Source organism: Halorientalis regularis (assembly GCF_023698535.1).
GTDB classification, from domain to species: Archaea; Halobacteriota; Halobacteria; order Halobacteriales; family Haloarculaceae; genus Halorientalis; species Halorientalis regularis.
The window spans coordinates 201660-225989 of sequence record NZ_JALJCL010000004.1; the positions used below are offsets into that span (position 1 = coordinate 201660).

24 protein-coding genes are annotated in these 24330 nt (G+C 66.6%); 14 read left to right on the forward strand and 10 right to left on the reverse strand.

The genetic code is table 11. From position 1 onward, the window contains the following. The first annotated feature begins 44 nt into the window (after positions 1-44). Both MU521_RS06820 and thrS read left to right on the forward strand, forming a co-directional pair. Entirely contained in the window at positions 45-767 is a 723-nt protein-coding gene (locus MU521_RS06820; protein ID WP_092689008.1) for a MinD/ParA family ATP-binding protein, read from the forward strand. Between the two features lie 87 nt (positions 768-854). Then, positions 855-2777: a threonine--tRNA ligase gene (gene thrS, locus MU521_RS06825; RefSeq protein ID WP_092689011.1), complete on the forward strand. Its 1923-nt coding sequence runs from the start codon at positions 855-857 to the stop codon at positions 2775-2777. On the opposite strand, the gene MU521_RS06830 is transcribed toward thrS, so the two are convergent. Both MU521_RS06830 and MU521_RS06835 read right to left on the reverse strand, forming a co-directional pair. Next, positions 2774-3862: a DUF7972 family membrane protein gene (locus MU521_RS06830; protein WP_092689014.1), complete on the reverse strand. Its 1089-nt coding sequence runs from the start codon at positions 3860-3862 to the stop codon at positions 2774-2776. The genes thrS and MU521_RS06830 overlap by 4 nt on opposite strands. A 39-nt stretch (positions 3863-3901) precedes the next feature. Continuing rightward, positions 3902-4771, reverse strand: coding sequence for a PspA/IM30 family protein (locus tag MU521_RS06835; RefSeq protein WP_092689016.1), 870 nt, complete (start codon positions 4769-4771; stop codon positions 3902-3904). Between the two features lie 55 nt (positions 4772-4826). Between MU521_RS06835 and MU521_RS06840 the strand changes: the two genes are divergently transcribed. The 5 genes from MU521_RS06840 to MU521_RS06860 all read left to right on the forward strand — a co-directional run bounded on the left by MU521_RS06840 (position 4827) and on the right by MU521_RS06860 (position 9032). Further along, positions 4827-5411 carry an alpha/beta hydrolase gene (locus tag MU521_RS06840; RefSeq protein WP_092689019.1) on the forward strand — a complete coding sequence of 195 codons (585 nt, stop codon included), beginning with the start codon at positions 4827-4829 and terminating at the stop codon, positions 5409-5411. 101 nt (positions 5412-5512) lie between these two features. Continuing rightward, positions 5513-7162, forward strand: coding sequence for a glutamine hydrolyzing CTP synthase (gene pyrG, locus MU521_RS06845; RefSeq protein ID WP_092689022.1), 1650 nt, complete (start codon positions 5513-5515; stop codon positions 7160-7162). Continuing rightward, positions 7162-8079, forward strand: coding sequence for a glutamine-hydrolyzing GMP synthase (guaA, locus tag MU521_RS06850; protein ID WP_092689025.1), 918 nt, complete (start codon positions 7162-7164; stop codon positions 8077-8079). Before pyrG ends, guaA begins: the two co-directional genes overlap by 1 nt. 40 nt (positions 8080-8119) lie before the next feature. Next, positions 8120-8659, forward strand: coding sequence for a PH domain-containing protein (locus MU521_RS06855; RefSeq protein ID WP_092689027.1), 540 nt, complete (start codon positions 8120-8122; stop codon positions 8657-8659). Between the two features lie 43 nt (positions 8660-8702). Beyond that, complete coding sequence (locus MU521_RS06860) at positions 8703-9032, forward strand: DUF7126 family protein (RefSeq protein WP_092689030.1); 330 nt, start codon at positions 8703-8705, stop codon at positions 9030-9032. Positions 9033-9046: 14 nt separating this feature from the next. Here MU521_RS06860 and MU521_RS06865 read toward each other — a convergent pair whose 3' ends face one another. Next, complete coding sequence (locus MU521_RS06865; protein ID WP_092689033.1) at positions 9047-9718, reverse strand: MBL fold metallo-hydrolase; 672 nt, start codon at positions 9716-9718, stop codon at positions 9047-9049. A 94-nt stretch (positions 9719-9812) separates the two neighbouring features. Between MU521_RS06865 and MU521_RS06870 the strand changes: the two genes are divergently transcribed. Beyond that, a complete protein-coding gene (locus MU521_RS06870) occupies positions 9813-10130 on the forward strand; it encodes a cupin domain-containing protein (RefSeq protein WP_092689036.1) in 318 nt (105 codons plus the stop codon). Between the two features lie 70 nt (positions 10131-10200). Here the strand turns inward: MU521_RS06870 and MU521_RS06875 are convergent, their stop codons facing one another. Then, a complete protein-coding gene (locus MU521_RS06875) occupies positions 10201-10857 on the reverse strand; it encodes a MogA/MoaB family molybdenum cofactor biosynthesis protein (RefSeq protein WP_092689039.1) in 657 nt (218 codons plus the stop codon). A gap of 166 nt (positions 10858-11023) precedes the next feature. Between MU521_RS06875 and MU521_RS06880 the strand changes: the two genes are divergently transcribed. The 4 genes from MU521_RS06880 to MU521_RS06895 all read left to right on the forward strand — a co-directional run bounded on the left by MU521_RS06880 (position 11024) and on the right by MU521_RS06895 (position 14446). Next, entirely contained in the window at positions 11024-11173 is a 150-nt protein-coding gene (locus MU521_RS06880) for a hypothetical protein (RefSeq protein ID WP_175452773.1), read from the forward strand. Between the two features lie 54 nt (positions 11174-11227). Continuing rightward, positions 11228-12268: a zinc-binding dehydrogenase gene (locus MU521_RS06885; protein WP_092689042.1), complete on the forward strand. Its 1041-nt coding sequence runs from the start codon at positions 11228-11230 to the stop codon at positions 12266-12268. Further along, positions 12265-12600 carry a DUF7977 family protein gene (locus MU521_RS21610; protein WP_092689045.1) on the forward strand — a complete coding sequence of 112 codons (336 nt, stop codon included), beginning with the start codon at positions 12265-12267 and terminating at the stop codon, positions 12598-12600. The genes MU521_RS06885 and MU521_RS21610 overlap by 4 nt, the downstream gene beginning before the upstream one ends. 73 nt (positions 12601-12673) lie before the next feature. Then, positions 12674-14446, forward strand: a complete 1773-nt coding sequence (locus MU521_RS06895; protein ID WP_092689048.1) for a histidine kinase N-terminal 7TM domain-containing protein — start codon at positions 12674-12676, stop codon at positions 14444-14446. 2 nt (positions 14447-14448) lie between these two features. Here MU521_RS06895 and MU521_RS06900 read toward each other — a convergent pair whose 3' ends face one another. Then, a complete protein-coding gene (locus tag MU521_RS06900; RefSeq protein ID WP_092689051.1) occupies positions 14449-15147 on the reverse strand; it encodes an SDR family NAD(P)-dependent oxidoreductase in 699 nt (232 codons plus the stop codon). 271 nt (positions 15148-15418) lie between these two features. On the opposite strand from MU521_RS06900, the gene MU521_RS06905 reads away from it, so the two are divergent. After that, on the forward strand, positions 15419-18007 hold the full coding sequence (locus tag MU521_RS06905) for a CARDB domain-containing protein (protein ID WP_139171061.1): 2589 nt from the start codon (positions 15419-15421) through the stop codon (positions 18005-18007). A 94-nt stretch (positions 18008-18101) separates the two neighbouring features. Here the strand turns inward: MU521_RS06905 and idi are convergent, their stop codons facing one another. Both idi and MU521_RS06915 read right to left on the reverse strand, forming a co-directional pair. Further along, complete coding sequence (gene idi, locus MU521_RS06910) at positions 18102-18689, reverse strand: isopentenyl-diphosphate Delta-isomerase (protein ID WP_092689057.1); 588 nt, start codon at positions 18687-18689, stop codon at positions 18102-18104. A gap of 80 nt (positions 18690-18769) precedes the next feature. Continuing rightward, on the reverse strand, positions 18770-19183 hold the full coding sequence (locus tag MU521_RS06915) for an Lrp/AsnC family transcriptional regulator (protein ID WP_092656901.1): 414 nt from the start codon (positions 19181-19183) through the stop codon (positions 18770-18772). Between the two features lie 102 nt (positions 19184-19285). Between MU521_RS06915 and carA the strand changes: the two genes are divergently transcribed. Further along, a complete protein-coding gene (gene carA, locus MU521_RS06920) occupies positions 19286-20332 on the forward strand; it encodes a glutamine-hydrolyzing carbamoyl-phosphate synthase small subunit (RefSeq protein WP_092689060.1) in 1047 nt (348 codons plus the stop codon). On the opposite strand, the gene MU521_RS06925 is transcribed toward carA, so the two are convergent. The 3 genes from MU521_RS06925 to MU521_RS06935 all read right to left on the reverse strand — a co-directional run bounded on the left by MU521_RS06925 (position 20329) and on the right by MU521_RS06935 (position 24215). After that, positions 20329-20991, reverse strand: a complete 663-nt coding sequence (locus MU521_RS06925) for a hypothetical protein (RefSeq protein ID WP_092689063.1) — start codon at positions 20989-20991, stop codon at positions 20329-20331. The genes carA and MU521_RS06925 overlap by 4 nt on opposite strands. Positions 20992-21416: 425 nt before the next feature. Next, positions 21417-23159, reverse strand: coding sequence for an outer membrane protein assembly factor BamB family protein (locus MU521_RS06930; RefSeq protein WP_092689066.1), 1743 nt, complete (start codon positions 23157-23159; stop codon positions 21417-21419). Between the two features lie 108 nt (positions 23160-23267). Continuing rightward, complete coding sequence (locus tag MU521_RS06935) at positions 23268-24215, reverse strand: hypothetical protein (RefSeq protein ID WP_092689069.1); 948 nt, start codon at positions 24213-24215, stop codon at positions 23268-23270. Positions 24216-24330: the final 115 nt, after the last annotated feature.

The window sequence follows — 24330 nt, forward strand, 5'->3', positions numbered from 1 at the left end:
CCACGATATTTATTTGAGTTATCGGAAGGTATTGTCGATAACTCATGGCTGGGGACGTGTACACGGTTGCGGGCGGCAAGGGCGGTGTGGGCAAGACGACGACGGCCGTAAACACGGCGATCGCACTGCAAGCGGCCGGCCGACGGACCATCGTGGTGGACGCGGATCTGGGGATGACGAACCTGAGCGAACTGCTCGGGCTGGATCACGAACCGCGCCTCCACGACGTGCTGGCCGGCGATGCCGAGCTGGGCGACGCCATCGCCGAGGGGCCTCGGGGTGTGTCGGTGCTGGCCGGGCGGGGCACGCTGGAGTCGTTCGCGGAGGCCGATCCGTCGAACCTCCGGCCGGTCCTGCGGGCACTGCGACGCTCCTACGAGGCGGTCATCGTCGACACGGGCGCGGGGCTCTCCCACGAGACGCTCGTGCCGGCGGGGATGTCCGACGGCATCGTCCTCGTGACGACGCCGGACGAAGTGTCGCTGACCGACGCCAAGAAGGTCGGCGACCTGGCCGAGCGCGTCGACGGGTCGATCGTGGGGGCCGTCCTGACGAAGGTGCGCGACGACATCGACGTGTCCGCGGTCGGCGACGAACTGGGCGAGGAGATCCTTGGCGTGGTGCCACAGGACGACGAGGCGACGGCGGACGAACCGCTCGTGGTCACCTCGCCGGATAGCTACGCCGCACAGGCCTACCGTCGCCTCGGGACGAAACTCGCCGACCGAATCGACGACCCGACGGTCGAACGGCCCGTCGAGTCCTGATCGAGCCGATTCCTGTCGGCTCGGCGACCTCGGACTGGTCGCCCGGCTCTCAATACACTTATCCCGCGGTGCCGACTTGCCACGGGTATGAGCGAGGTCACGGTCACGCTCCCCGACGGGTCGACCCTCGAGATGGAGCAGGGGTCGACGGTCGAGGACGTCGCGTTCGAGATTGGACCGGGATTGGGTCGGGACACCGTCGCCGGGGTCGTCGACGGCGAACTCGTCGACAAGCACGCCCCCATCGAGACGGACGTGGACGTGGAGATCGTCACACCGAGCGCCGACGAGTACCTCGACGTACTCCGCCACTCCGCGGCCCACGTGTTCGCACAGGCCCTGGAACGACTCTATCCCGAGGCGAAACTCACCATCGGCCCCTGGACCGACGACGGCTTCTACTACGACATCGCCGGCGTCGACCTGGACGAGGACGACCTCGAAGCCATCGAGGAGGAAGCCCACGACATCATCCATGAAGACCTCGATATCGAGCGGGACATGGTCGCCCGCGACGAGGCGTTCGACCGCTACGAGGACAACCGCTTCAAACGGGAGATCCTCGACGACGAGGCGGCCGGCGAGGACCCCGTCCAGTTCTACCAGCAAGGCGAGTTCTACGACCTCTGTCAGGGGCCCCACGTCGAATCCACGGGTGAGATCGGCGGGTTCTCCCTGCTGGAGATCTCCGGCGCGTACTGGCGCGGCGAGGAGGACAACGAGATGCTCACCCGCGTCTACGGCACCGCCTTCCCCTCCGAGGACGATCTGGAGGAGTTCCTCGAGCAGCGCCGGAAGGCCCAGGAACGGGACCACCGCAAGATCGGCCAGGAGATGGACCTCTTTTCCATCGACGAGACGACGGGCCCGGGCCTGCCGCTCTACCATCCGAACGGGAAGACGATCCTGAACGAACTCTCGGACTACGTGGCCAGCCTCAACCGCGAGAACGACTACCGCGAGGTCGAGACGCCCCACGTCTTCCGCACCGAACTCTGGAAGAAGTCGGGCCACTACGAGAACTACGTCGACGACATGTTCCTGCTCGACGTCAACGACGAGGAGTATGGGCTCAAGCCCATGAACTGTCCCGGCCACGCGACCATCTTCGATCAGGGGCAGTGGTCCTATCGTGACCTCCCGGTTCGGTACTTCGAGGACGGGAAAGTCTACCGCAAGGAACAGCGAGGCGAACTCTCCGGCCTCTCGCGGGTCTGGTCGTTCACTATCGACGACGGCCACCTGTTCGTCCGCCCGGACCAGATCGAAGACGAGGTCGAGGCGATCATCGACATCATTCTCGACATCCTCGATACGTTCGATCTGGACTACACGGTGCAGTTCGCTACCCGCCCGGACAAGTCGGTCGGGAGCGACGAAATCTGGGAGCGCGCCGAATCACAGCTCGGATCGGTCCTCGACAGCGCGGACATGGAGTACGTCGTCGAGGACGGCGACGGGGCCTTCTACGGGCCGAAGATCGACTTCGCCTTCGAGGACGCACTGGGACGGGACTGGGACGGGCCGACGGTCCAGCTGGACTTCAACATGCCCGAGCGGTTCGACCTGACCTACGTCGGCGAGGACAACGAGGAACACCGGCCGGTGATGATCCACCGCGCGCTGTATGGCTCCTACGAACGGTTCTTCATGGTCCTGACCGAACACTACAACGGGAAGTTCCCCACCTGGCTCGCGCCCGAGCAGGTGCGCATCCTCCCGATCAGCGACGACCACATCCCCTACGCCGAGGAGATCAAACGCGAACTTGGCGACTACCGCGTGACCATCGAGGAACGCTCCTGGACGGTCAAAAAGAAGATTCGTCAGGCCCACGAGGACCTGGTGCCGTACATGCTCATCCTCGGTGACGACGAGGAAGGCGAGGGGACCATCTCCGTGCGCGACCGGAAAGAACGGGAGGCAAACGACGTGGACCCGACGGCCTTCCGCGAGCACCTCGACGACGAGGTGGGCCAACAGCGGATCGAACCGGACTTCCTCGATTAGTCGTCGATACCCGCGCTGTCGCCGCTTTTCGTCTCCGTATCGCCCCAGTCCAGATCGCGCTCCCGGTCGGTCTCCCGGAGGACGAACGGGCCGATGGCCAGCGTCCGTTTCGTGACCGTGACGATCCGCATGATGTACGACAGCAGGATGGCGAAGGGCAACAGCGATATCGTCACCGCCAGCGCCACGAGATAGAGCGCGTCGGTCTGGCCGAACGTCGTCGACGTGATCGTGCTGACCTCGAAAAACAGGAGCATGCCGATCGCGACGATCAGCGCCGGAACCGCGGTGAAGAGGATGGTTCGCGAGAGGGTCGTCAGCTCCCACTGGAAGTACAGCGTCTTGAAGTGTTCCCGTGCCGGCCCGAATAGCTCCAGCGCGTCGACGAGTTCTTCGAACGCCTCGGTCGCGGGGTCGGTCAACACGTCCTCGTATTCGGCCCGGATACGCCGGGCGGCGTACAGTTTCCAGGAGTAGTTGTAGTTCAGCGCCGAGAACACCACGTCGAACTCCCCGAACTGTGCGCCTTCGAGGTTGCTCGTGACCGCGTCGGCGTTCTGTTCGACACTGTCGACGTAGATTTCGACCTGTTCGGCGAGGTTCTCGTCGTCGATGTCGTCGACGGCCTCTTGGACCGCCTGTGCGCGCCGCCGGGTGAGTTTCACCAGCGACCGGAGGAACGCGGAGGGCTGGGCCGGGCTCACCGGCTCCTGGATCACGTCTTCCACGTCGCGACGGAACGACATGGCACCCTCCATGCGCTCGCGCTGGTCGCCGACCGGCCCCTGCTCCTGTGAGAGGACCAGTTGACTTAGGGTCAACACGAGCGTGACGCCCGTGACCGTCGCACCGATGATCGCCTGGAACAGTGTCTCCAGTGGGTCGCCGTTCGTCAGGAGCCGGAACGGGGGAGCCGGGGCGACGAGTCCGAACACGATCACCCCGAACAGGATGGCCGCTGAAATGAGCGTCGTCACGACCCACCGATCCGCGACGAGCATGAACCAGAACTTGGCGCTGTTCTCGGGCACCCGCTGGCGCATCGTGTCGCTCGGTTGCCCACTGTCGCCGTCGGAGTCCGGCATACACCCACCGACGGTCGGGTGTCTAAAAAAGAGCAGTGACTACTTCTCTTCTTCTTTCAGCTCTTCGAGTTCGGCGTCGAGTTCCGCGTCGCTGACCTCCGTCTCCTCGGCGTCGGGCGTTTCGACGGCTTCCGGGTCCACGTCGGCGGCGTCGACATCTCCCTCCGTCTCGGTGTCCGTGTCGGCGGTTCCGGTCTCGGACTCGCCCTCGTCTTTCCCCATCTCGGCTTTGAGCGTGTCGAGTTCGGCGTCGACCTCGCCCGTGGTGCGGATCTCCTCGAGTTCCCGGTCCAGCTGGTCCTTGTCGCTCATGGCGTCCTCGAAGGCACCGCTCTCCTGGAGTTCGTCCATCGCGGCCGAGCGCGCTTCCATCTCCTCGGTGCGTTCCTCGGCCCGCTGGATGGCCCGACCCACGTCTTCCATCTCGTCGCCGGCACCGGTCATCGCCTCGGAGACGCGGTTGGAGGCCTCGGCGGCCTTGTAGCGGGCCTTCATCGTCTCCTTTTTCGTGCGGAACTGCTCGATGCGGTTCTGGAGTTCGTCTTTCTTCTCGATCAGCTGGTCCTGCTGGCGCTGGAGGTCCTGGATCTGGCTCTCCAGATCCTCGATCTGGTTCATCTTCTGTTTTTTCTTCTCCAGCGCCCGGCGCGCGAGGTCCTCGCGGTCCTGGCGGACGGCCTCACGGGCCTGGTCGTTGTGCTTCTCGACGTTCTCTTCGAGGCGGCGCTGTTGAATCTCCAGCCGTTTCTTCTGGGTCGTCAGGTCGGCGATGCCCTGCTTGACGTTCTGGAGTTCGTCGCGCATCTGCTCGTAGGAGTAATCGAGAGTCTCGGAGGGGTCTTCGGCCCTGTTGAGAACCCCGTTGACCTTCGAGCGGATGATGTAGGAGGCGCGCGAGAGGATGCCCATGGCATGCCTTGGGTACCGCTGCCCTTAAATCTCTCACACCTGACTGTCTCCCTACATGAGCGAACAGCGCCACATCGACGGCGACCGCACGATCCAGGTCACCGTCGACACGCCCGACGCCGACCGGGCCGTCGTCGCCTGCCCCCCACACCCACAGATGGGCGGCACCCGGTCGGATCCCCGCCTGCGCGCCGTGGGTGAGGCCCTGGCCGACCGTGGCGTGGCTTGCCTGCGCTTCGACTACGGCCCCTGGGACGAGGGCGAGGCCGAGCGCCGGGACGCGCTGAACGTCCTCGCGTCGGCGCGGGACCGCTACGCCGACGTGGGGCTGTTCGGCTACAGCTTCGGTGCCGGCGTCGCGCTGCTGGTGGCGGCCGAATCGGAGCCGGCCGCCCTCGCCGTCCTCGCACCGCCAGCGACGCTCGGTGATGCGGACACGGTGGCGGCCCTCGATTCCCTCACCTGCCCCGTCCAGATTTGCTACGGTGAGCGCGATTCCACCGTGGAGTGGGAACCGGTGGTCGAGCGCGCCCGCGAACGCGAGGACACAGTCGAGTCGATCCCGGGCGATCACTTCGTCGCGGGGCAGATCGAGCGGATCGGCGAGTCGGTCGCGGCATTTCTCGGTGCACGAGCGTAGTCGGGTCCCGGACGACTGTCGACCCCGGATCAGAAGTGTGCATACGTTGCACACTCGGGGCTTCCCGTAACCGTTTTGAGCGCGCCGCGCGCACCGTCGGTATGCCGACCGAATCAGAGACGAACTACGACCCCGAGCTGGGTCGGAAGTTCATTTTCGTCACCGGCGGCGTGATGTCCGGACTGGGGAAAGGCATCACCGCCGCGAGCACGGGGCGGTTGCTGGCAAACGCCGGCTTCGACGTAACGGCGGTCAAGATCGACCCCTATCTCAACGTCGACGCGGGGACGATGAACCCCTACCAGCACGGCGAGGTGTACGTGCTGAAAGACGGTGGGGAGGTCGACCTGGACCTGGGGAACTACGAGCGGTTCCTCGACATCGACATGACCTTCGACCACAACGTCACCACGGGGAAGGTCTACCAGCACGTCATCGAGAAGGAACGCGCGGGCGACTATCTGGGCAAAACAGTACAAATCATCCCGCACATCACCGACGACATCAAGCGCCGCATCCGGGAAGCCGCCGAGGGCCACGACGTGTGTATCGTCGAGGTCGGCGGCACGGTGGGAGACATCGAGGGGATGCCCTATCTGGAAGCCCTGCGCCAGTTCGCCCACGAGGAAGACGACGACGACATCCTCTTTACCCACGTCACCCTCGTCCCCTACTCGAAGAACGGCGAACAGAAGACCAAGCCGACACAGCACTCGGTCAAGGAACTCCGGTCCATCGGCCTCCAGCCCGACATCCTCGTCGGGCGCTGTGAGGACAAACTCCACGCCGACGTGAAAGAGAAGATCGCGCTGTTCTGTGACGTGCCCACCGACGCCGTCTTCTCCAATCCCGACGTCGAGGATATCTACCACGTCCCGCTGATGGTCGAGGAGGAAGGCCTCGACGAGTACGTGATGGAACGGCTCGACCTCGAATCCGAGGCCCTGCCCGAGGCAGAACGGGACAACCGCTGGCGGGAACTCGTGACCCAGGACACGACCGGCGAGGTCGAGATCGCGCTGGTCGGAAAGTACGGGCTGGAAGACGCCTACATCTCGATCCACGAGTCGCTGAAACACGCCGGCCTCGAAGCCGGTGTGGACGTGAACACGACGTGGGTCCACAGCGAGGATCTGGCCGACGGCTACGACGGGGAACTCGACGACGTGGACGGCGTCGTCGTCCCCGGCGGCTTCGGCTCCCGGGGCATCGAGGGGAAGATCGAGGCCTGCCGGTACGCCCGCGAGAACGACCTGCCGTGGCTCGGCCTCTGTCTGGGTTTCCAGATGGCCGTCGTCGAGTACGCGCGTAACGTCCTCGATCTAGAGGACGCCCACTCCGCCGAGATCGAGGATGGCACGCCCCACCCCGTGATCGACCTGCTCCCCGAGCAGTACGACCTGGAAGACATGGGCGGGACGATGCGCCTGGGCGCACACGAAACCGACATCGACGCCGGGACGCTCGCCCACGAGCTGTACGGTGACACGTCCTGTACCGAACGCCACCGCCACCGCTACGAGGTCAACCCCGAGTACATCGACGACCTCGAAGACGCCGGCCTCGTCTTCTCGGGCCACACCAACAAGCGCATGGAGATTCTGGAACTACCAGACCACCCCTACTACCTGGGGACGCAGTTCCATCCCGAGTTCCGCTCGCGGCCCGGCCGCGCCAGTCCGCCGTTCGTCGGGCTGCTGGAGACCGTACTGGACGAGACCGGCGCCGAACCCGAGGAGGTGGAGGCCTGATGGTCGACGTGGATTCGTTCATCGACGAGAAGATCGACGAGATCAGCGAGTCGGTCGGTGACGAAAACGCCGTCATCGCCCTCTCGGGGGGCGTCGACTCCTCGACGGCCGCCGCGCTGGCCTACGAGGCCATCGGCGATCAACTGACGCCGGTCTACGTCGACACCGGTCTGATGCGCAAAGGCGAGACCGAACAGATCGCAGAGACCTTCGAGTACATGGACTCCCTGCGGATCGTCGAGGCCAAGGATCGCTTCCTCGACGCGCTCGAAGGCATCACCGATCCCGAGGAGAAGCGCCACGCCATCGGCGAGCAGTTCATCCGGGAGTTCGAGACCGTCGCTCGCGAGGTCGACGCCGACTACCTCGTGCAGGGGACCATCTACCCCGACCGCATCGAGAGCGAGGGGACGATCAAGTCCCACCACAACGTCGGCGGCCTGCCCGAGGTCGTCGACTTCGAGGGCATCGTCGAGCCGATGCGGGACCTCTACAAGGACGAGGTCCGTGAGGTGGCCCGCGACCTCGATCTGGAGGCGATCATCGCCGAGCGGATGCCGTTCCCCGGCCCCGGGCTGGCGGTGCGGATCATCGGTGAAGTGACCGAGGAGAAACTCGGCGTGGCCCGGGAGGCCAACCACGTGGTCGAGGAGGAACTGGAGGACCACGACCCGTGGCAGGCGCTGGCGGCCGTCATCGGGAAGGCCACGGGCGTCAAGGGGGACAACCGCGTCCACGGCTGGGTCGTCGCCGTCCGCTCGGTCGAGAGCCGGGACGGGATGACCGCCCGCGCCCAGAACGTCGACTGGGAGACGCTCCAGCGCATCCAGAGCCGGATCACCGGTGAGAACGAGAACGTCGCGCGCGTGCTGTACGACGTGACCCACAAGCCGCCGGCGACCATCGAGTACGAGTAACCCCCAGTCTTCTTTTCGCTGGCGCGAGTTCGGGGAGCCGATGCCCTCCAACGGAGCGTCCGAACCAGACGATCAGGCCCTCGATCTGCCGGGCCGTCCGGAACCGATCCGGGCGGAGATCCGAGCCGTGCCGGTCCTGAACCCGCTGGCCGTGGCCGTCGCCGGCCTGGTCTACGCGGTCGTCCTCGCCGTGCTCCTCTCGCTGTGGTGGGGACTGGGACTGCTGGTTGCCCTGCCGACGCCGCCGATCTCGCTGCGCACGGGACTGATACTCTGGCTCGTGGGGATCGGGCTGGCGGTCGGGCGTGACGCGGCCCGGAAGGCCCGGATGTCCGTGGCGATCACGCCGGGCTGGATCACGCGCTCGTTCGGATCGCGGTCGGCGACGGTGCCGCGCGCGGAGATCGAGCGGGTGCAGGTTCGGACGACGCTCGTCGACCGCCTCGTCGGGACCCGGACCGTCGACGTGTACGACGCCGACGGCCACCGGCTCCGCATCCCGCGTGTCCGCGCCTCGGCGGCGGTCGAACGGGCACTCGCCGCCCACGTCGAGTCCGCCGAGTGCGGTCGGTCGGCGTGACACGACCGTGAGAGCCAAATCCCGGGGGGCACAGAGGGCTACCATGAACGCAGTCATCGCCGGCCCCGACGAACACGACCTCGGGGCGGCGCTGTCGGCAGCTGGATTTTCGGTGACGCGCGCCGCGGGCACCGCCAACCGCCCGGCGCTGGAGGAAGCGGGGATTCACGACGCGGAGCTGTTGGTCCTCACCGACGCTGCGCTGGCGACCGCGATTCCGGTCGCCACCGACCTCAACGACGACATCCGGATCATCGCCTACACCACCGACTCGCTCCCCGAATTCGTCAAAGGACAGGGCCACATGGCACTCGATCCCGAGCTGTTCGATCCCGAGGACGTGGCCGAAGAAGCGGCCGACGCGGACGATTAGGGCCGCGGAGATAGCTACAGCGAGTCGGCCAGCGCGTCGAACGCGTCTCGGCCGCGAGCCGCGAAGGGTGTGCCGTGACCCATCGCGGCCACCGAGAAGTCGGGCGCACGGTCGGCCAGATCCAGAACGCTCTCTCTGACTGCGTCGGTGTCGTAGCTCATGAGCCACGGCGAGGCTCGGAGGTCACCGCCGGATTCCCGGACGAGGTCGCCGAGGAAGGCCGCGTCCAGAGCCTCGCTGACGTAGGCGACGTGGCCGGGCGTGTGTCCTGGCGTGTGGTAGGCGGTGAACGACCCGATCTCGTCGCCGTCCGGGACGGTCTCGACGGAGAGGGCGGGGGAGTTCAGGAACGGGCCCAGTGCGTTCTGAAGCGCGCCCTTGTGGTTCGAGAGCGGCGGCCGTTCCTTGCCGGTCAGGTAGGGTTCGTCGGCCGACCCGACGTAGACGGTCGCGTCCAGACCCTGCAGGCGACCGAGGCCGCCGACGTGGTCGAAGTCGTAGTGGGTGAGCAGGACGCGATCCACGTCCTGCAGGGAGTAGCCGGCCTGATCCACGCCGAGAACGAGGTTGCGTCCGTCCCACGGGTTGCCCGCGTCGACGAGCGTCACCGTCCCGTCGTCGACGAGGTAGGCGTTCACCCCGCGCAGGTCGTACCACCACACGTCGTCCCCGAGTTCGGTTACCATCGCCAGGGTCTGGGGCCGCCAGCGGCTAAAAGCCATGCCAAGCGACAGGCTCGACGGGGGAACCGCTAAGGGCGGGCCGGTCGACCATTCGGGTATGCCACTGGATCGACTGCCCGATGTCGACCCCGATGCGGGCGAGGTGATCGACGAAGAACTGGCCGTCAGCGACGACGTGCTGGTGAAGGTCTTCGCCCTTGGACCGGGTGCGGAACTCGACCCGCACGTCCACGACGATGCGTCCAACGTGTTCCACGTGCTCGACGGGACGGTGACCGTCGTGCAGGACGACACCGAGGCGACGATCACCGCGCCCGGCGTGGTGTTCAACGAGCGTAGCCAGTCACACGGTGCGCGAAACGAGACCGACGACGTGGTGATTCTGACGGCGAGTCTCTGCCCGCTCCCCGGGTGAGGGGCGCTCGCGGCGGCGCTCGGACTGGCGCTGGCCGGGGTGCTGGCGGCCCGGCGGCGGTTCGACTAGCTCACTCCCGCTGGGCGAGCCCGGCGAGATGTGGGGCCTGCTCGACGATGATCTCCTCGGTGCCGAGGCGGGCGGCGTTCTCACTGCCCGGGAGGCAGAAGACGACCGCACCGTCGACGATGCCCGCGGTGGCGCGCGTCCCCACGACTTTCGTCCCGATCTCGTCGTAGGAGAGATTCCTGAACAGTTCGCCGAATCCGGGCAACTCCTTGTCGAACAGCGGGGTGACGGCTTCGATGGTCACGTCGTCGGGCGTGACCCCTGTCCCGCCGGTGGTGACGACGGCGTCCACGTCGCCCCGGCTGGCGACCGCGTCGACGGTGTTTTGCACGCCGTCGTGGTCGTCCCGGATCACGTCCCTGACGACGACCCCGTGGCCCGCCTCGGTCAGGCCAGTCTCGATGACGTCGCCCGCGGGGTCGTCCTCCCGCGTCCGTGACGACGAGACGGTCACGACGGCCACCCCGAGGGACTCGGGGTCGTGTTCGTGGTGATCGTGGTCGTGATCGTGGGTGTGCTCCGCCTCGTGTTCGTCGTTATCGTGTTCGTCTCCCTCCGCGTCGGCGGCTGTCGTGTCGACCGCCTCCGTGTCCTCGGTGTCGGTTTCATCCTCGTCGTCGAGCGAGCGTCGTGTGTCGCGTGACTGGAAGTCGACCATAGCGAGGTTTCCGGTCGCGTCCCCTAAACACTCCCGCCCGGGCCCGGGGGATTCCTCTCGATCACGAAGCGGCCGGCCCCATCGCCGAATCGACGGCTCAGTGGCCAACAGTCCAATATATGTCGATGGAAAGCTATTAATAATAATGCGTGCTGAATTACATATTATGGCACGGTACCACTTCGTCTGTCACGACTGCGAGGCGGAAGCCATCGTGGCCGACCGCGAATCGGCCGCGGGACGGCGCGACGATCACGTCGCACGGACCGGACACGAGGCGAGTTTCGCGGCGTTCGTCGCCGCGGAGGGGGCCTGACTGGCGGGTCGATCAGTCGACACCGTTTTGGACGCGCCGTCCGACCCAACGGCTATGCAGGCAGTCCAATTCTCCGAGCACGGCGACACCGACGTGATCGAGTACGGCGAGTTCCCGGACCCCGAACCGGCCGACGACGAAGTTCTCGTTGACGTGAAGGCGGCGGCGCTCAACCACCTCGACGTGTGGACCCGGCGCGGACTCCCGGGGATCGATCTGGAGATGCCCCACATCCCCGGCAGCGACGCGGCCGGCGTCGTCACCGAGGTCGGGGCGGACGTGGACCGCTTCGAGGCGGGCGACCACGTTGCCGTCTCGGCGGGGGTCTCCTGTGGCTCCTGTGAGTTCTGCCGCGACGGCGAACCGACGATGTGCGTGGACTTCCACATCCTCGGCGAGCACGTTCGGGGCGTCCACGCCGAGCAGGCCGCAGTCCCCGCGGACAACCTCGTACCGGTGCCCGACCACGTCGACTGGGAGGTCGCGGGGTCGGCGTCGCTGGTCTTCCAGACGGCCTGGCGGATGCTGGTGACGCGGGCGGACCTCCAGCCCGGCGAGAAGGTGCTGGTGCTGGGAGCGAGCGGCGGCGTCGGCCACGCCGCGCTTCAGATCGCGAAGTACGTCGGCGCGGAGGTGTACGCGACCGCCAGCAGCGAGGAGAAACTCGACTACGCCGAAGAACTCGGCGCGGACGAGGTCATCAACTACGAGCAGGAGGACTTCGACGACGCCATTCAGGACATCACGGGCTACCGCGGCGTCGACGTGGTGGTCGACCACATCGGGGCCGCCACTTGGAACAAGTCGCTGGCCAGCCTCGCGAAAGGCGGCCGGATCGTGACCTGCGGTGCGACCACCGGTCCGAACCCCGAGACCGACGTGAACCGCATCTTCTGGAACCAGCTCGAAGTCATCGGCTCGACGATGGGCACCCCCGGCGAGGTCGACGACGTGCTGGAACTGGTCTGGGAGGGCGAGTTCGAGCCCCGCGTCCGTGACACCCTGCCGATGAGCGAGACGGCCCGCGCCCACGAGATGCTCCAGGAGCGGGAAGGGTTCGGCAAGGTCGTCGTCAGACCCGATAGCGAGCTGTGAGCGACGACACGTACGTCCACGAACCGGGCGCCGTCGAGGACAGCGACGGCGATACGACCGACGAGGAGGACGACACAGACGACGCCTATCCGCGCAACACCGTGGGCGACGTGGACGAGGAGTTCGACTGGCGCGGCTGGCTGCTGGTCGCCGCCATCGTCGTCGCCTTCCTGATCGTCCCGGGCGCGCTGTACCTGCTGCCCGCGGCCCGCGGGAGCGTCGCCGCCCTCGGCTGGGGCTGGCGCAACACCTACCTCGCCCTGCCGCTGATCCCCGCGCTCGTCCTCGGGGCACTCGCCGTCTGGTCGGCGGTCAGCTCCCGAACGGACTGAATCCGCTCTCAATTTTGATAGCGTCGAGGGAACCCTTATTCTCGGGGTTGGCGTTGTCCCGGTAATCGGAGCGATGCAACTCCAGTACACACCCTACACTGCACCCGTGTTTCTCTCTGCGGTCGTGGGGCTCGGTGTGGGTGCGTTCGCGTTCCACCACCGCGAGCGCCCCGGTGCTTTCCCGCTCGCGGTGTTCATGATCGGTGCGAGCCTCTGGTCGTTCGCCGAGGGGATGAATCTCGCGGCGGCGACGCTCGGGCCGAAGGTGTTCTGGACGCGACTGGAGGTCGTCGCCTCCGGTATCGTTCCGCTCGCGTGGCTGGCGCTCGTCCTCGAGTACACCGGCAACGACGAGTGGATCAGCCGGCGAACAGTCGGCCTCCTGCTGGTCGAGCCCGCCGTAATCGTCGTGATCATCTGGGTCCAGCCGTCGCTCGTCCGGTCCGGGCTCGCCCTCGATACGAGCGGATCGTTCGCCGTCATCACCGGGTCACTTGGCCCCGTGTTCTACGCGCACCTCACCTACTCGTACCTGCTCGTGTTGATCGGTGGTGCCCTGTTGTTGCGGGTCATCCTCTTCGCCGAGGGGGTCTACCGGACGCAGGCGACCGCGCTGTTGATCGCGATGTTCGTCCCGCTCGTTGGCAACGCCCTGTACGTTTTCGACTACCTCCCCGCGGGAATCGATCCGACGAACGTCGGGTTCCTGTTCAGCGGGGTCATCGTCGCGGGGACGATTCTGCGCGGGCAGTTACTGGAACTCGTTCCGGTCGCCCGGCACCTCGCACGCGACGAGATTCTGGAGAACATGGAGGACCGGGTGATCGTCCTCGACGACAACCAGCGGATCGCGGACATCAACCCGGCGGCCGCGGAGTTGCTCGACAGGTCCGAAGCCGCCGCGGTCGGGGAGCGAATCGAGACGGTCCTGCCCGACTTGGCCGCGTTGCTGTGCGAAGCGGCTGGCACACACGTCCAGACGGAACTCTCGCTGGAGGGGGAGGACGGTGTCAGATACTACAACGTTCGGGTTTCGCCGCTCCACCGGGCGCGGGGTGCGCTCGCCGGGACGCTCATCAGCCTGCGAGACGTGACCGAGAAACGCCAGCAACGCCAGCGACTCGAAGTCATCAATCGCCTGCTCAGACACAACCTCCGCAACGAGATGAACGTCGTCGCCGGCAACGCCGAACTCGTCGAGCGCCAGCTGGCCGATCCGGACCTCCGCGAGCGCCTCGACCTGATCGCGGAGACGGCGACCCGGATCACCGACCAGAGCGACAAGGTCGGGCAGGTCTCGCGGACGTTCGACGAGGACGGCACGGTGACGGTCGACCTCGGCGAGGCGGTCAGGACCGAAGTCCAGGACGCCCGGGACCGCTATCCGGCCGCGGAGATCTCCGCCGACGTGCCGGCGGACCTGGACGCCGAGGTCGACTCCGCCATCGCAATCGCGCTCGACGAACTCCTCACCAACGCCGTCCAGCACAACGACACCGACCACCCCACGGTCACCGTTCGGATCCGCGAGGACGACGACTTCGCGGTGCTGGAAGTCGCCGATAACGGCCCGGGGATCGATCCCCACGAACTGGCCGTGCTGGAAGAGGGCGAGGAGACGGCGCTCGAACACGGGAGCGGGGTCGGGCTCTGGGTCGTCTACTGGACCGTCGAGCAGTTCGGCGGTCGCCTGGCGTTCGAGAACGACGGCGATGGGTGTACCGTCAGGGCGTGGTTGCCGGACACCGACGAGGCGGACGAACCAGGCACCGCACACTCCGACGGGTTCGTCGGAATCAGGCAGGCGCTGGACGCGTCGGAAATCGAGTTCTCGGCCGACGACTGAATTCACCAGTCGATTATCTGTCGGTCCCGCCAGAACTGTCCACGGGGACACTCGGGTTTGAACCGGGCGAGCCAGGCCGGGGTGTCCGCACCTTCTTCGGGACTGCGCTCGGCGTCGGGGCCGCCCATCGCGGTGCGGGTCCAGCCCGGACAGGCGGCGTTGGCGATGAGGCCCTGGTCGCCGTACTCGGCGTCGAGGTAGGCCGTCAGCGCGTTCAGCCCGGACTTGGAGATGCGGTAGGCGGGCATCCCGCGGCCGGCGTCGCTCCGGAGCGACGCCAGCGCCGAGGAGACGTTGACGACGCGGCTCCCGTCCCGCCACAGCAAGAGCGGGAGGGCGTACTTCGTGAGCAAGAGCGGGCCGCGCAGGTTGGTATCGAGGGTCTCGTCGATAACGCCCGTGGGCATCTCCGCGAGCGCCGACCGACTGTCCATCACCCCGGCGTTGTTCACGAGGATGTCGAGGCGCCCCTTCTCGTCGTCCACGCGGTCGATCGCGTCGACGACGGCGTCCTCGTCCGTGAGGTCGAGCTCCAGCGGGAGCAAATCCGGTCCCGTCACGTCGTCGGGGTCCCGAGCGCCCGCGTACACCGTCGCTCCGCGGTTCGAGAGGTCCGCGGCGATGGCGGCCCCGATACCACGGGTTGCGCCGGTGACCAGAGCGATCTGGCCACCGAGCGAGTTGTACGTCTCGACCTCCATGTCTCGCCAGGCGACGGCCACCGGCAAAAAGCCGACCCGCCAGTTACCAGCAGTGAAAACCTTCACCGAATCCGGCCGCCATCCTGCAATTTCATTCCACAACTCCACCCATAAATTACTGTCTGACTGAAGCGAAATATTATATGTATGGAACAATCTATGAAGACCTGGGGGTAGCGGAATGCAAACCTTGCAAGCAAATCGTAAGTTACTGTACTCAGCCGGGTTGACGGCACTGCTTATCGCTATTGTGGCGATGGGGATGGTGGCGGTGCAACCCGCAGCGGCGACAGACGTATCGACACAGACGACGGATCAGGCGGAATTCGGGAACGTTACCGCCGAAGTAACGAAGGAGACGCTTTTCACGGGGAAAGTTTCCAAAGTAACAGTTACGTACACGGCTCCTGCGGGGGAGACAGTCGACATCACGGTCGCGGACGATAGCAAGACCGTGACGGCGGACGGAACCGAGAGCGAAGTGACGCTCCAGGTCGGGGCGTTCTTCTTCTTCGGTGAGTCCTACCCGGTCGACGTTTCGGCGGCCATCCAGGGCGGCGAATCCGTCGACGGGACGATCAACGCCGACGACGGCGTCGTCACGCTCAAACGCGTCGACGACGAGCCGGAACCGGAGCCGGCCACCTTCGCCGTCGGCGACCTGAGCACGACCTCGCCGGTGACCGAAGGCGAGACGCTGGAGGTCACGACGACGGTCGAGAACACGGGCGACCAGCAGGGCACCCAGACGGTGACCCTGGACGTCGCTGGCGCACAGCGGGACAGTCAGGACGTGACGCTGGCGAGCGGTGCGAGCCAGACGGTCACGCTGTCCTGGACGACCCAGAGCGGTGACGCGGGCGATTACACCGCGACGGTCGCCAGCGCCAACGACAGCGCGTCGGCCGCCGTGTCGGTGAACGCGCCGGCCACGCCGGCGAACTTCGCGGTGTCGAACCTGCAGGCGCCGTCCGAAGCGACGGTCGGTGACACGATCACCGTGTCGGCCGACGTCGAGAACACCGGTGATCAGCAGGGCACCCAGACCGTCGCGTTCGGCGTCGATACGGACAGTGACGGTAGTCTGGAGACGCTGGCGTCCCAGGACGAGACGCTGGCCAGCGGGGCCAGCACGACGGTGACGTTCGACGTGGACACGAGTGCGCTGTCGGCAGGCACCTACACGCACGGTGTGTCGACGGCCAACGACACGGCGACGGCCCAGATCACGCTGACCGCGCCGCCGGTCGAACAGCCGCCGAACTTCCAGGTGCAGACCCTGGACACGAACTCGCCAGTGACGGAAGGCGAGACGCTGACGGTCGACGCGACCGTCGCGAACACGGGCGACCAGCAGGGGACACAGACGGTAACGCTGTCGGTCCTCGGTGCGTCGGACGACCAGCAGGTGACCCTGGCCGGCGGTGCGAGCCAGACGGTCACGCTGTCGGTCGCCACCGAGACTGGTGACGCCGGCTCGGGTACTGCGACGGTGACGACCGAAAACGACACGGCGTCGACGAGCGTGCAGGTCAACGCGCCCGACGCGCCCGCGAACTTCCAGGTTTCGGGAACCAGTAGCAACTCGCCGGTGACGGAAGGCGAGACGCTGGACGTGACCGCGACGGTGCAGAACACGGGCGAGCAGCAGGGCACCCAGACGGTGACCCTGGACGTTGCCGGCGCACAGCGGGACAGTCAGACTGTCCAGCTGGCCGCCGGCGCGAGCCAGGACGTGACGCTGTCCTGGACGACGGCGAGCGGTGACGCGGGCGACTACACCGCGACGGTCGCCAGCGCCAACGATACCGACACGACCAGCGTGACGGTGAACGAGCCGGCCACGCCGGCGAACTTCGCGGTGTCGAACGTCGGCAGTAACTCGCCGATCAACGAGACCGAGACGCTGGACGTGACTGCAACCGTCGAGAACACGGGCGACCAGCAGGGCACCCAGACGGTGACCCTGGACGTCGCTGGCGCACAGCAGGACAGTCAGGACGTGACGCTGGCGGGCGGTGCGAGCCAGACGGTCACGCTGTCCTGGACGACGGCGAGCGGTGACGCGGGCGATTACACCGCGACGGTCGCGAGCGCCAACGACACCGGCACGGCCAGCGTGTCGGTGAACACGGAGCCGGAGCCGCCGGCGGAGCCGATTCCGTTCACGTCGTACGTGCGCGGTGACGAGAGTTACCTGCACACGGGGACGCCGAACAACGACCGGGCGATCACGTACCCGACCTGTCGGGACGGTCAGCCCCAGCCGGCCGACCAGCAGCCGTTCTACCTGCCGACGCCGGGCTGTATCACGGTCGATGGGACGCTGTTCCCCTCGAACAACACCTGGGACGGTGACATCGACTTCCCGCCCGCACGGGACTCGGTCAACGACACCTCCCTGGGGACCATCTACTTCGAGGCCGACCTGTCGCAGGTCGGCGAAGCCGGTGGGACGCTCAACCGGGACAACGGCGTCGTCACGCTGAACACGACGGTCGACATCGGCGTGACGATCTGGAACGTCGACAACGCCCAGACGGGCTGGGAGAACCGCGGCGATCCGGTCTCCGAGCCGAGTTGTACGATCCCGTCGGTGAGCATCTCGCTGTCGACCGAGAAGAGCTTCCAGACGGGCTCGCCGTTCCCGAGTACCAGTACGGTCTCGGGTGAACGGCTCGACGCCAACAACGTCGGGAAGATCGTCTCGGACGACTTCGACGTCGGCAGTGCCAGCGGCTGTGGGACCGTCCTCGGAATCGTCGATCTGAACGGTCAGATCAACGGTGAACAGGGCATCCCGGCCGGTCCGGGTGACAACGAAGTCGCGTACGACGTCGAGTTCGACTTCGGCAGCTAAGGCATCGAGACGGAACCACGACCCTCTTTTTTCGCGGTCCGAGAAGAGCGCTACTGAGTAGCCGTCACTGGGACGCGTACTGCTGGTCCTGGCGCTACTCGACGTCGCGGCGCATCGCGATCTCGAACCAGGGACAGAGCCGGAGCTGTCGGTACCACCCGGGATTCTCGTGGAGGCGCTCGTAGGGCACCCACATGAGGCCGGCTACCTCGTCGGGGTCGGGGTCGAGCGTCCGGTCGGTCAGCGTCGCCTGCAGGACGGCACAGACTTCCCACTCGACGCCCTCGTTGGGGTAGTAGCGCTTGTACTCGAAGCGATCGGTCACTTCCAGGTCGTCGTACTGGTCGGGCGTGACGCCGAGTTCTTCTTCGAGTCGCTGGCGGGTCGCGTCCGCCTGACTCTGGCCCTGAACGGGGTGGGAGGCGACCGTGCCGTCCCAGAAGGTGTCCCAGAGGCGCTTGTCGGGGCTGCGCTGGGCCAGCAGGATGTTGTCGTCCTCGTCGAACAGCAGCGAGGTGAACGCGCGATGTCGGATCCCGTCGCCAGTGTGGGCGTCGAGGCGGTTGGCCGTCCCGAGTTCGGTGTCGTCCGCGTCGACCGTGACGACCGCCTGGCGTGCGTTCTCGTGTTCCGTGTCGCCCCCGCCGGAGTCTGTCTCTCCGGGGGTCTCCTCTGAACTCATGCCTGTGCAATCGACCAGCGGGTTGAAAAAGGAATCGAGGTTGACTCCGTATCCGCCGTGAACTGACTCGTCTCGCTTCGCTACCCGAGCCGCTCGTCCAGAATCAACCGGGTTTTGGTCGAAACCACTTCGTCCAACTCCCGGGCCTTCGTGATCAACTCGTTGACGCGCTCGGTGTCGGCGGCGTCGACGACCAGCACGATGTCCTCCTCGCCCGAGACCTGCCAGACCGAGTCCACCTCCTGCCACTCGACGATCCGATCCGAGACCGCGGCGGTGTCGACGTTCACGTCGACGCTGATCTCGATCATCGCCTTGACGTTCCCGGTGGACGTGGCGACGGTAAAGCGCTCGATGACGCCGTCCTCGACGAGTCGCTCGACGCGGTTCCGGACCGTCCCCTCCGAGGTCCCCACTCGATCCGCGATCTCGGTGTAGGCCGTCCGAGCGTCCCGTCGCAGAATACTCAGAATCTGCCGGTCCAGCTCGTCCATTGAGACTCGAGGATACTCGTCCGGCGTACTTGAGGATTGCGAAATTCGTAACTGCGCTTCGAAAGCAACACTTATGAACGGCCGACGGATACGCATCTCGTAATGACGGACGCCTACGTGGCTATCGAGGGCGGACGCGTCGTCGAGGCGCGCTCCCGCGCTCCGGGCACGACTCGCGGGGAACTGGTATTCACGACCGCGTACACAGGGTACGAGGAGAGTCTGACGGACCCGTCTTACGAGGAACAGATTCTGACGTTCTCCTACCCCCTGATCGGGAACTACGGCGTCCGAGAGGAACGCTTCGAGTCCGACCGCGTCCACCCGCGTGGCGTCGTCGCCCGCGAACTCACCGAGGACGTGGCCGAGTGGCTCGAATCCGAGGGCGTGCCGGCTGTCGACCACCTGGACACGCGCGAGATCGTCACGGGCATCCGCGACGAGGGGGCGATGAAGTGCGGTATCGCTGCCGGCCCGGACGCGACCGAGGCGGACGCCCTGGCCGAACTGGAGCAGTGCGAGCACATGTCCGACCACACCGAGATCGGCGCACAGGTCAGCGTCGGCGAGCCCGAACTGTTCAACGAAGACGGCGACGGCGAGACCGTCGCGCTGATCGACTGCGGTGCGAAAGGGTCGATCATCGACTCGCTGGTCGAACGCGACGCCGTGGTTCACGTCCTCCCCTACGACGCCACCGAGGACGACGTGGCCGCGGTCGACCCCGACCTCCTGTTCATCTCGAACGGCCCCGGCGACCCCGAGAACTTCGAGCAGACCAAGGATCTCGTGGACAGCTACGTCGGCGAGACGCCCATGGCCGGCATCTGTCTCGGCCAGCAGGTCGTCGCCAGCGCACTCGGCGGGTCGACCGAGAAGATGGAGTTCGGCCACCGCGGCGTCAACCAGCCCGTCCGCGACCTCCGGACCGACCGGGTCGTCATGACCACCCAGAACCACGGCTACACCGTCGCCGAACCCGGCGACAAACTGGAGGTCACCCAGATCAACGTCAACGACGACACGCCCGAGGGGCTCGAAAACGACGACCTGGAGATCATCACCCGCCAGTACCACCCCGAAGCGAACCCCGGCCCCAACGACTCGAAGGGCTTCTTCGACGACGTGCTGGCGATGGCCGAGGATTAGTCCCGGTCGACCGGCTGTCCCCGATAGGTGACGGTAAACTCTTCCTCTGTCTCACCGGCGGGTGACCCCGTCGAGTCACCACTATCGTCGCTGGATCCGTCGGTCGCGTCCCGTGCGACCGGTCGCCCGCGATACATCACGCGGCTCACCGCCTCGTCGTCCGCGACTGGCTCCGGCCGCTCGACCGTGTGTTCGCCCACGAAATCGGTCACCTCGTCGAGGACTGCCGTCTCTGTCTTCCGATGGACCCAGCAGTGGTACGCACTCTCCGGCGTCTGCAGGACGAGCCTGTGTTTCCGGAAGCCGGTGCTGTGCCGGACCGCTGCTACCGACTCGTGAGGGACTGAGATGGCCGAGTCACCGTCAGCCTGTCCGATCAGACAGAGCGTTCGTCGACCCGTCACGAGGACGACCGTCCTGAAATCGCTATCGGGCGCGATGGTGTTACTCTTGACGCCGCGACCGATCCCTCGTTTCCCGTTCGTCAGCACGAAGACCGGTGCTTCCGTCTCCTCCAGATACGTCACCGGCGGGTCATTCAGCGGGGCCTGCTGTGAGAACCGGCCCTCGCGCCCGGCCAGGACCGACATCGTCACCGAATCGTCGGACGCCATCTCCGCGAGTACGAACGCTCGCTCGGCGACATCGGAATCCGTCATTCCGCCTCCACGTCGACGTAGACAACTGCCGTTGGGTGGTTCACACGACAGTCGTCGTGTCGTCCCGTAATCAGAGTTACGAACGTAGTGTTATATGTGGTATAGGGTATTATTATGATACATTTGGGGCACGGAATAGGAGAATGTGGTTGTAAACTCGGATTTAGATTCGGATACGACAGTTTCGACCGTGTGGGGGTGTCCGGGACGGCGCACCGGTGTCCTCGAACGAGTCCGCTGGGCTGTCGTGGAGTCACTCTCCGAACGGCCGCGCCGACGGTCTCGATCTCGCAGCGTTCCGTCTCCACGACCTCGTACTCGACGAGCTGGCTGTGCGCGTCCGCTCGTTCCGTTCTCCTCGGGCGTCTCCGGTTTCCGGTCGACGGGGTCGATCTGGTCGGCTCACCCGGTCCGGAGTGTCGGGGTCATTCGTCCGTGAGCGCGAGGAGTTCACCGAACCCGACGCCGACGTACAGCCGGCCGTCGCCGACTGCCGGTGCGGACGTCGCCGCGTCCCCTTCGGTCCGCCAGCGCTCGCTCCCGTCGGCCGCGTCGAAGGCCACGACGTACCCGCCGTTGACCCGGCCCAGACCGCCGTAGACGGTCCCGTCCACGACCGCCGGGGCACCGGTCGTCCCGGTCCCCGCGTCGGCGGACGGGCCGCGCCATCGCACCGATCCGTCCGCTCGTTCGAATCCCCAGATAGACAGTCCGACGCCGGCGAACAGGCCGTCTTCGCCGACTGCCAGGCTCGATCCGAGTGACTCGTCGACCGTCGTCGTCCACTCGGGCTCGCCACCGTCGGTCGGAATCGCCGCCAGCGTCCCGCCGGTGATCGCCGCGTACCGGTCGTGATAGATTCGACTGGCGACGTAGACCGTCCCGTCCACGGCCGTAGGGGACGACTCGATCCGCCCCTCTACCGGTACCTGCCAGCGCACGGTCCCGTCCTCGACCCCGAGCGCGCGGACGCGACCGTCCCGGCCACCGACGAAGACCTGTCGGTCGGCGACGGCCGGTGCCGACGGTCTCGTTTCGACGTTTTCCGTCCACCTGACGGTCCCATCGGTGGCGTCGATGGCGTAGACCCGGCCGCCGGTCGTCGACACGTAGACGCTCCGTTCGCTCGCCGCGGGCGGACCGGCCACCGGCGCGTCGAGGTCGACCGTCCACGCCGCCCGACCGTCCCGTCTGTCGAAGGCCCGGACGCGACCGCTCGCCGCGTCGTCTCGGAACTGCCCCGTGTTGGCACCACAGACCACGTAGCCGGCGACGACCGAGGGCGGGAAGTCGACGCGTCCCCCGGTCTGTTTCCGCCAGCGTGTCTCGCCGGTCGCCGCTTCGAGGGCGACGATGCTGCCGCTGTCGTCGGCCGCGTAAGGGTTGCCCAGACCCAGGTACACCGTGTCGCCGACGACGACCGGCGACCCCCGCGTCCCGTCGAGGAAGTCGCGACGCCACACCTCGGTGCCGCTCTCCGTGGGTGGAGACGCCGTCCTCGTCCGACCAGTGTTTCCCCCGTCGTGGCCGAACTCCCGCCAGGTGTCGGTGAACTGGCCGGTCCCGGCGGGTACGTCCTCGACCGCCAAGTCGTACCGTCCGGGTTCGGTTACGCTCGGCTCGAACCGGACCTCTCGGGTCGTCTCGCCGTCGACCTCGACGGTCCGCGTCGCCACACTGTCGCCGTCCGCGGTCACCGTGACGGCCCGGCCGACGGCCGCTGGACCGTGATTGCGGATCGTCGCCAGCAGTGGCAGTCTCGTGCCCACGGGTCCACGCGCCCGCTCCAGACTCGCCTCACGGACCCGGATAGCGCGTTCGACGGTAACCGTCCCTGCGGCGACGCCGTCGACCGCGAGAGCGTACTCGCCGGGGGCCTCGAAGGACCGCTCGACGGTCACGGTCGTCCCGTCGCCACCGACGGTCACCGACTCCTCCGTGACCGTCTCGCCGTCGACGGTCAGCGCGACCGTCGTCTCGCTCTCGAGAACGCCGCTGTTTTGCAGCGTCACCTCGACGGTGACCGGCTCCCCGACCACCACCGTCTCGGTGCCCAGTGACGCGTCAGTCACCTGGGTGGTTCCGAGGACGCCACAACCTGCCAGGGCGGCCGTCGCCGGGAGTGCGAAACCGCACAGAACCTGTCGCCGACTCGGTCCTCTCCGCATGGCTCTGCCGTCGGGCCGATCGGTAATAAGTCATTGCGCCGACGGATCGCGTCGACACTGGTCGGGGTTCCGACCGATTGCCGTCGCGAGGTCGAAGCGGTGCGGACGCTACACCGCAGACCGCCCGCCGGCCTTGATCTCGCCGAGTTCGGTCTCCATGATCTCGTACTCGGCGAGGTACTGGCTGCGCACGTCCTGGAGGCGCTCCTCCATGTTCTGGTCGTTCTCCTTGAGGATCTCCAGTTTCCGGTGGACGAGGTCGATCTGGTCTGCGATCTCGTCCTCGCCGCGCAGGTTCATGAACTCGCGGCGGTGGGCGTCGACCAGCAACGTGGCGTAGTCTTCGGTGTCGAGGTAGGCGGCCCCGTTCAGGGACGGCTCGGGGTTCGTGAGGATGAGCCGGGCGAACAGGCGCGGATGGGCGTCGACGAACTCGTTGGGCTCGGCCCACGGATCGACGCCGTCGGCACGGGCGGCACCCTCGTAGTTCTGCGGGACCACCTCGTCGATTGTCTCGGGCGGGTCCGACAGCTCGAAGGCGTGGTCGACGATCCGCGACAGGTCGGTGTGGAGGTCCTGCCAGGCGTCGCGGTACTCGCGGCTCGCCGTGAGGAAGGCACTCACGTCCGAGACGAGGTCGGGGTAATCCCGAGAGATGTCGGCGACCACGTCGTCTGGCACCCCGGTGTCTTCGATCTCCGGATAGACCGGCATCCCGGCGGGCGGGTTCGCCCGGTCCCAGCGGTCGCGGTTGGTCGTGAGCCACTCCAGAATCCGGTCGATCCCCGTCGCGACGATGCGTTTGACGTACGGTCGGCGACGGAGTTTTCGACTCTCGGTCGCGGCGTCCTCCAGCTGTCTGGCGTACCAGCCGACGATCACGAGCAGGACGACCGTCCCCAGCGCGCCCGCCACGGTGGCGAGCGTCTGGGCCGCCGCCAGACTCTCGGTGAACGCCGTGATCAGTACGCTCACGACCACCCCTACCACCACGATGGCGAGTATCTGGACCACCCCCGAGAGTAGCCGCGTCGTGCTGTTGTCCCTATCGAGCATCTCCCGTCCCCTCGAACATGTTGCTCCGGTTTCCTGTGTGGGTACTTAGAGACTAGCATCTTTCACATCTCCTGTCAGGCGTCCCGGAGATCGTCGAGGGCCGCGGTCCGAATCG

Excerpts from the sequence above, each read along its gene's own strand:
- carA (WP_092689060.1), top strand. The coding sequence starts at position 19,286 with ATGACGGACGCCTACGTGGCTATCGAGGGCGGACGCGTCGTCGAGGCG.
- pyrG (WP_092689022.1), top strand. The coding sequence starts at position 5,513 with ATGCCGACCGAATCAGAGACGAACTACGACCCCGAGCTGGGTCGGAAG.
- MU521_RS06925 (WP_092689063.1), bottom strand. The coding sequence starts at position 20,991 with ATGACGGATTCCGATGTCGCCGAGCGAGCGTTCGTACTCGCGGAGATG.
- MU521_RS06935 (WP_092689069.1), bottom strand. The coding sequence starts at position 24,215 with ATGCTCGATAGGGACAACAGCACGACGCGGCTACTCTCGGGGGTGGTC.
- MU521_RS06860 (WP_092689030.1), top strand. The coding sequence starts at position 8,703 with ATGAACGCAGTCATCGCCGGCCCCGACGAACACGACCTCGGGGCGGCG.
- MU521_RS06830 (WP_092689014.1), bottom strand. The coding sequence starts at position 3,862 with ATGCCGGACTCCGACGGCGACAGTGGGCAACCGAGCGACACGATGCGC.
- MU521_RS06840 (WP_092689019.1), top strand. The coding sequence starts at position 4,827 with ATGAGCGAACAGCGCCACATCGACGGCGACCGCACGATCCAGGTCACC.
- MU521_RS06855 (WP_092689027.1), top strand. The coding sequence starts at position 8,120 with ATGCCCTCCAACGGAGCGTCCGAACCAGACGATCAGGCCCTCGATCTG.
- MU521_RS06915 (WP_092656901.1), bottom strand. The coding sequence starts at position 19,183 with ATGGACGAGCTGGACCGGCAGATTCTGAGTATTCTGCGACGGGACGCT.
- MU521_RS06930 (WP_092689066.1), bottom strand. The coding sequence starts at position 23,159 with ATGCGGAGAGGACCGAGTCGGCGACAGGTTCTGTGCGGTTTCGCACTC.
- MU521_RS06870 (WP_092689036.1), top strand. The coding sequence starts at position 9,813 with ATGCCACTGGATCGACTGCCCGATGTCGACCCCGATGCGGGCGAGGTG.
- thrS (WP_092689011.1), top strand. The coding sequence starts at position 855 with ATGAGCGAGGTCACGGTCACGCTCCCCGACGGGTCGACCCTCGAGATG.
- idi (WP_092689057.1), bottom strand. The coding sequence starts at position 18,689 with ATGAGTTCAGAGGAGACCCCCGGAGAGACAGACTCCGGCGGGGGCGAC.
- guaA (WP_092689025.1), top strand. The coding sequence starts at position 7,162 with ATGGTCGACGTGGATTCGTTCATCGACGAGAAGATCGACGAGATCAGC.
- MU521_RS06900 (WP_092689051.1), bottom strand. The coding sequence starts at position 15,147 with ATGGAGGTCGAGACGTACAACTCGCTCGGTGGCCAGATCGCTCTGGTC.
- MU521_RS06875 (WP_092689039.1), bottom strand. The coding sequence starts at position 10,857 with ATGGTCGACTTCCAGTCACGCGACACACGACGCTCGCTCGACGACGAG.
- MU521_RS06895 (WP_092689048.1), top strand. The coding sequence starts at position 12,674 with ATGCAACTCCAGTACACACCCTACACTGCACCCGTGTTTCTCTCTGCG.
- MU521_RS06880 (WP_175452773.1), top strand. The coding sequence starts at position 11,024 with ATGGCACGGTACCACTTCGTCTGTCACGACTGCGAGGCGGAAGCCATC.
- MU521_RS06835 (WP_092689016.1), bottom strand. The coding sequence starts at position 4,771 with ATGGGCATCCTCTCGCGCGCCTCCTACATCATCCGCTCGAAGGTCAAC.
- MU521_RS06885 (WP_092689042.1), top strand. The coding sequence starts at position 11,228 with ATGCAGGCAGTCCAATTCTCCGAGCACGGCGACACCGACGTGATCGAG.
- MU521_RS06820 (WP_092689008.1), top strand. The coding sequence starts at position 45 with ATGGCTGGGGACGTGTACACGGTTGCGGGCGGCAAGGGCGGTGTGGGC.
- MU521_RS06865 (WP_092689033.1), bottom strand. The coding sequence starts at position 9,718 with ATGGTAACCGAACTCGGGGACGACGTGTGGTGGTACGACCTGCGCGGG.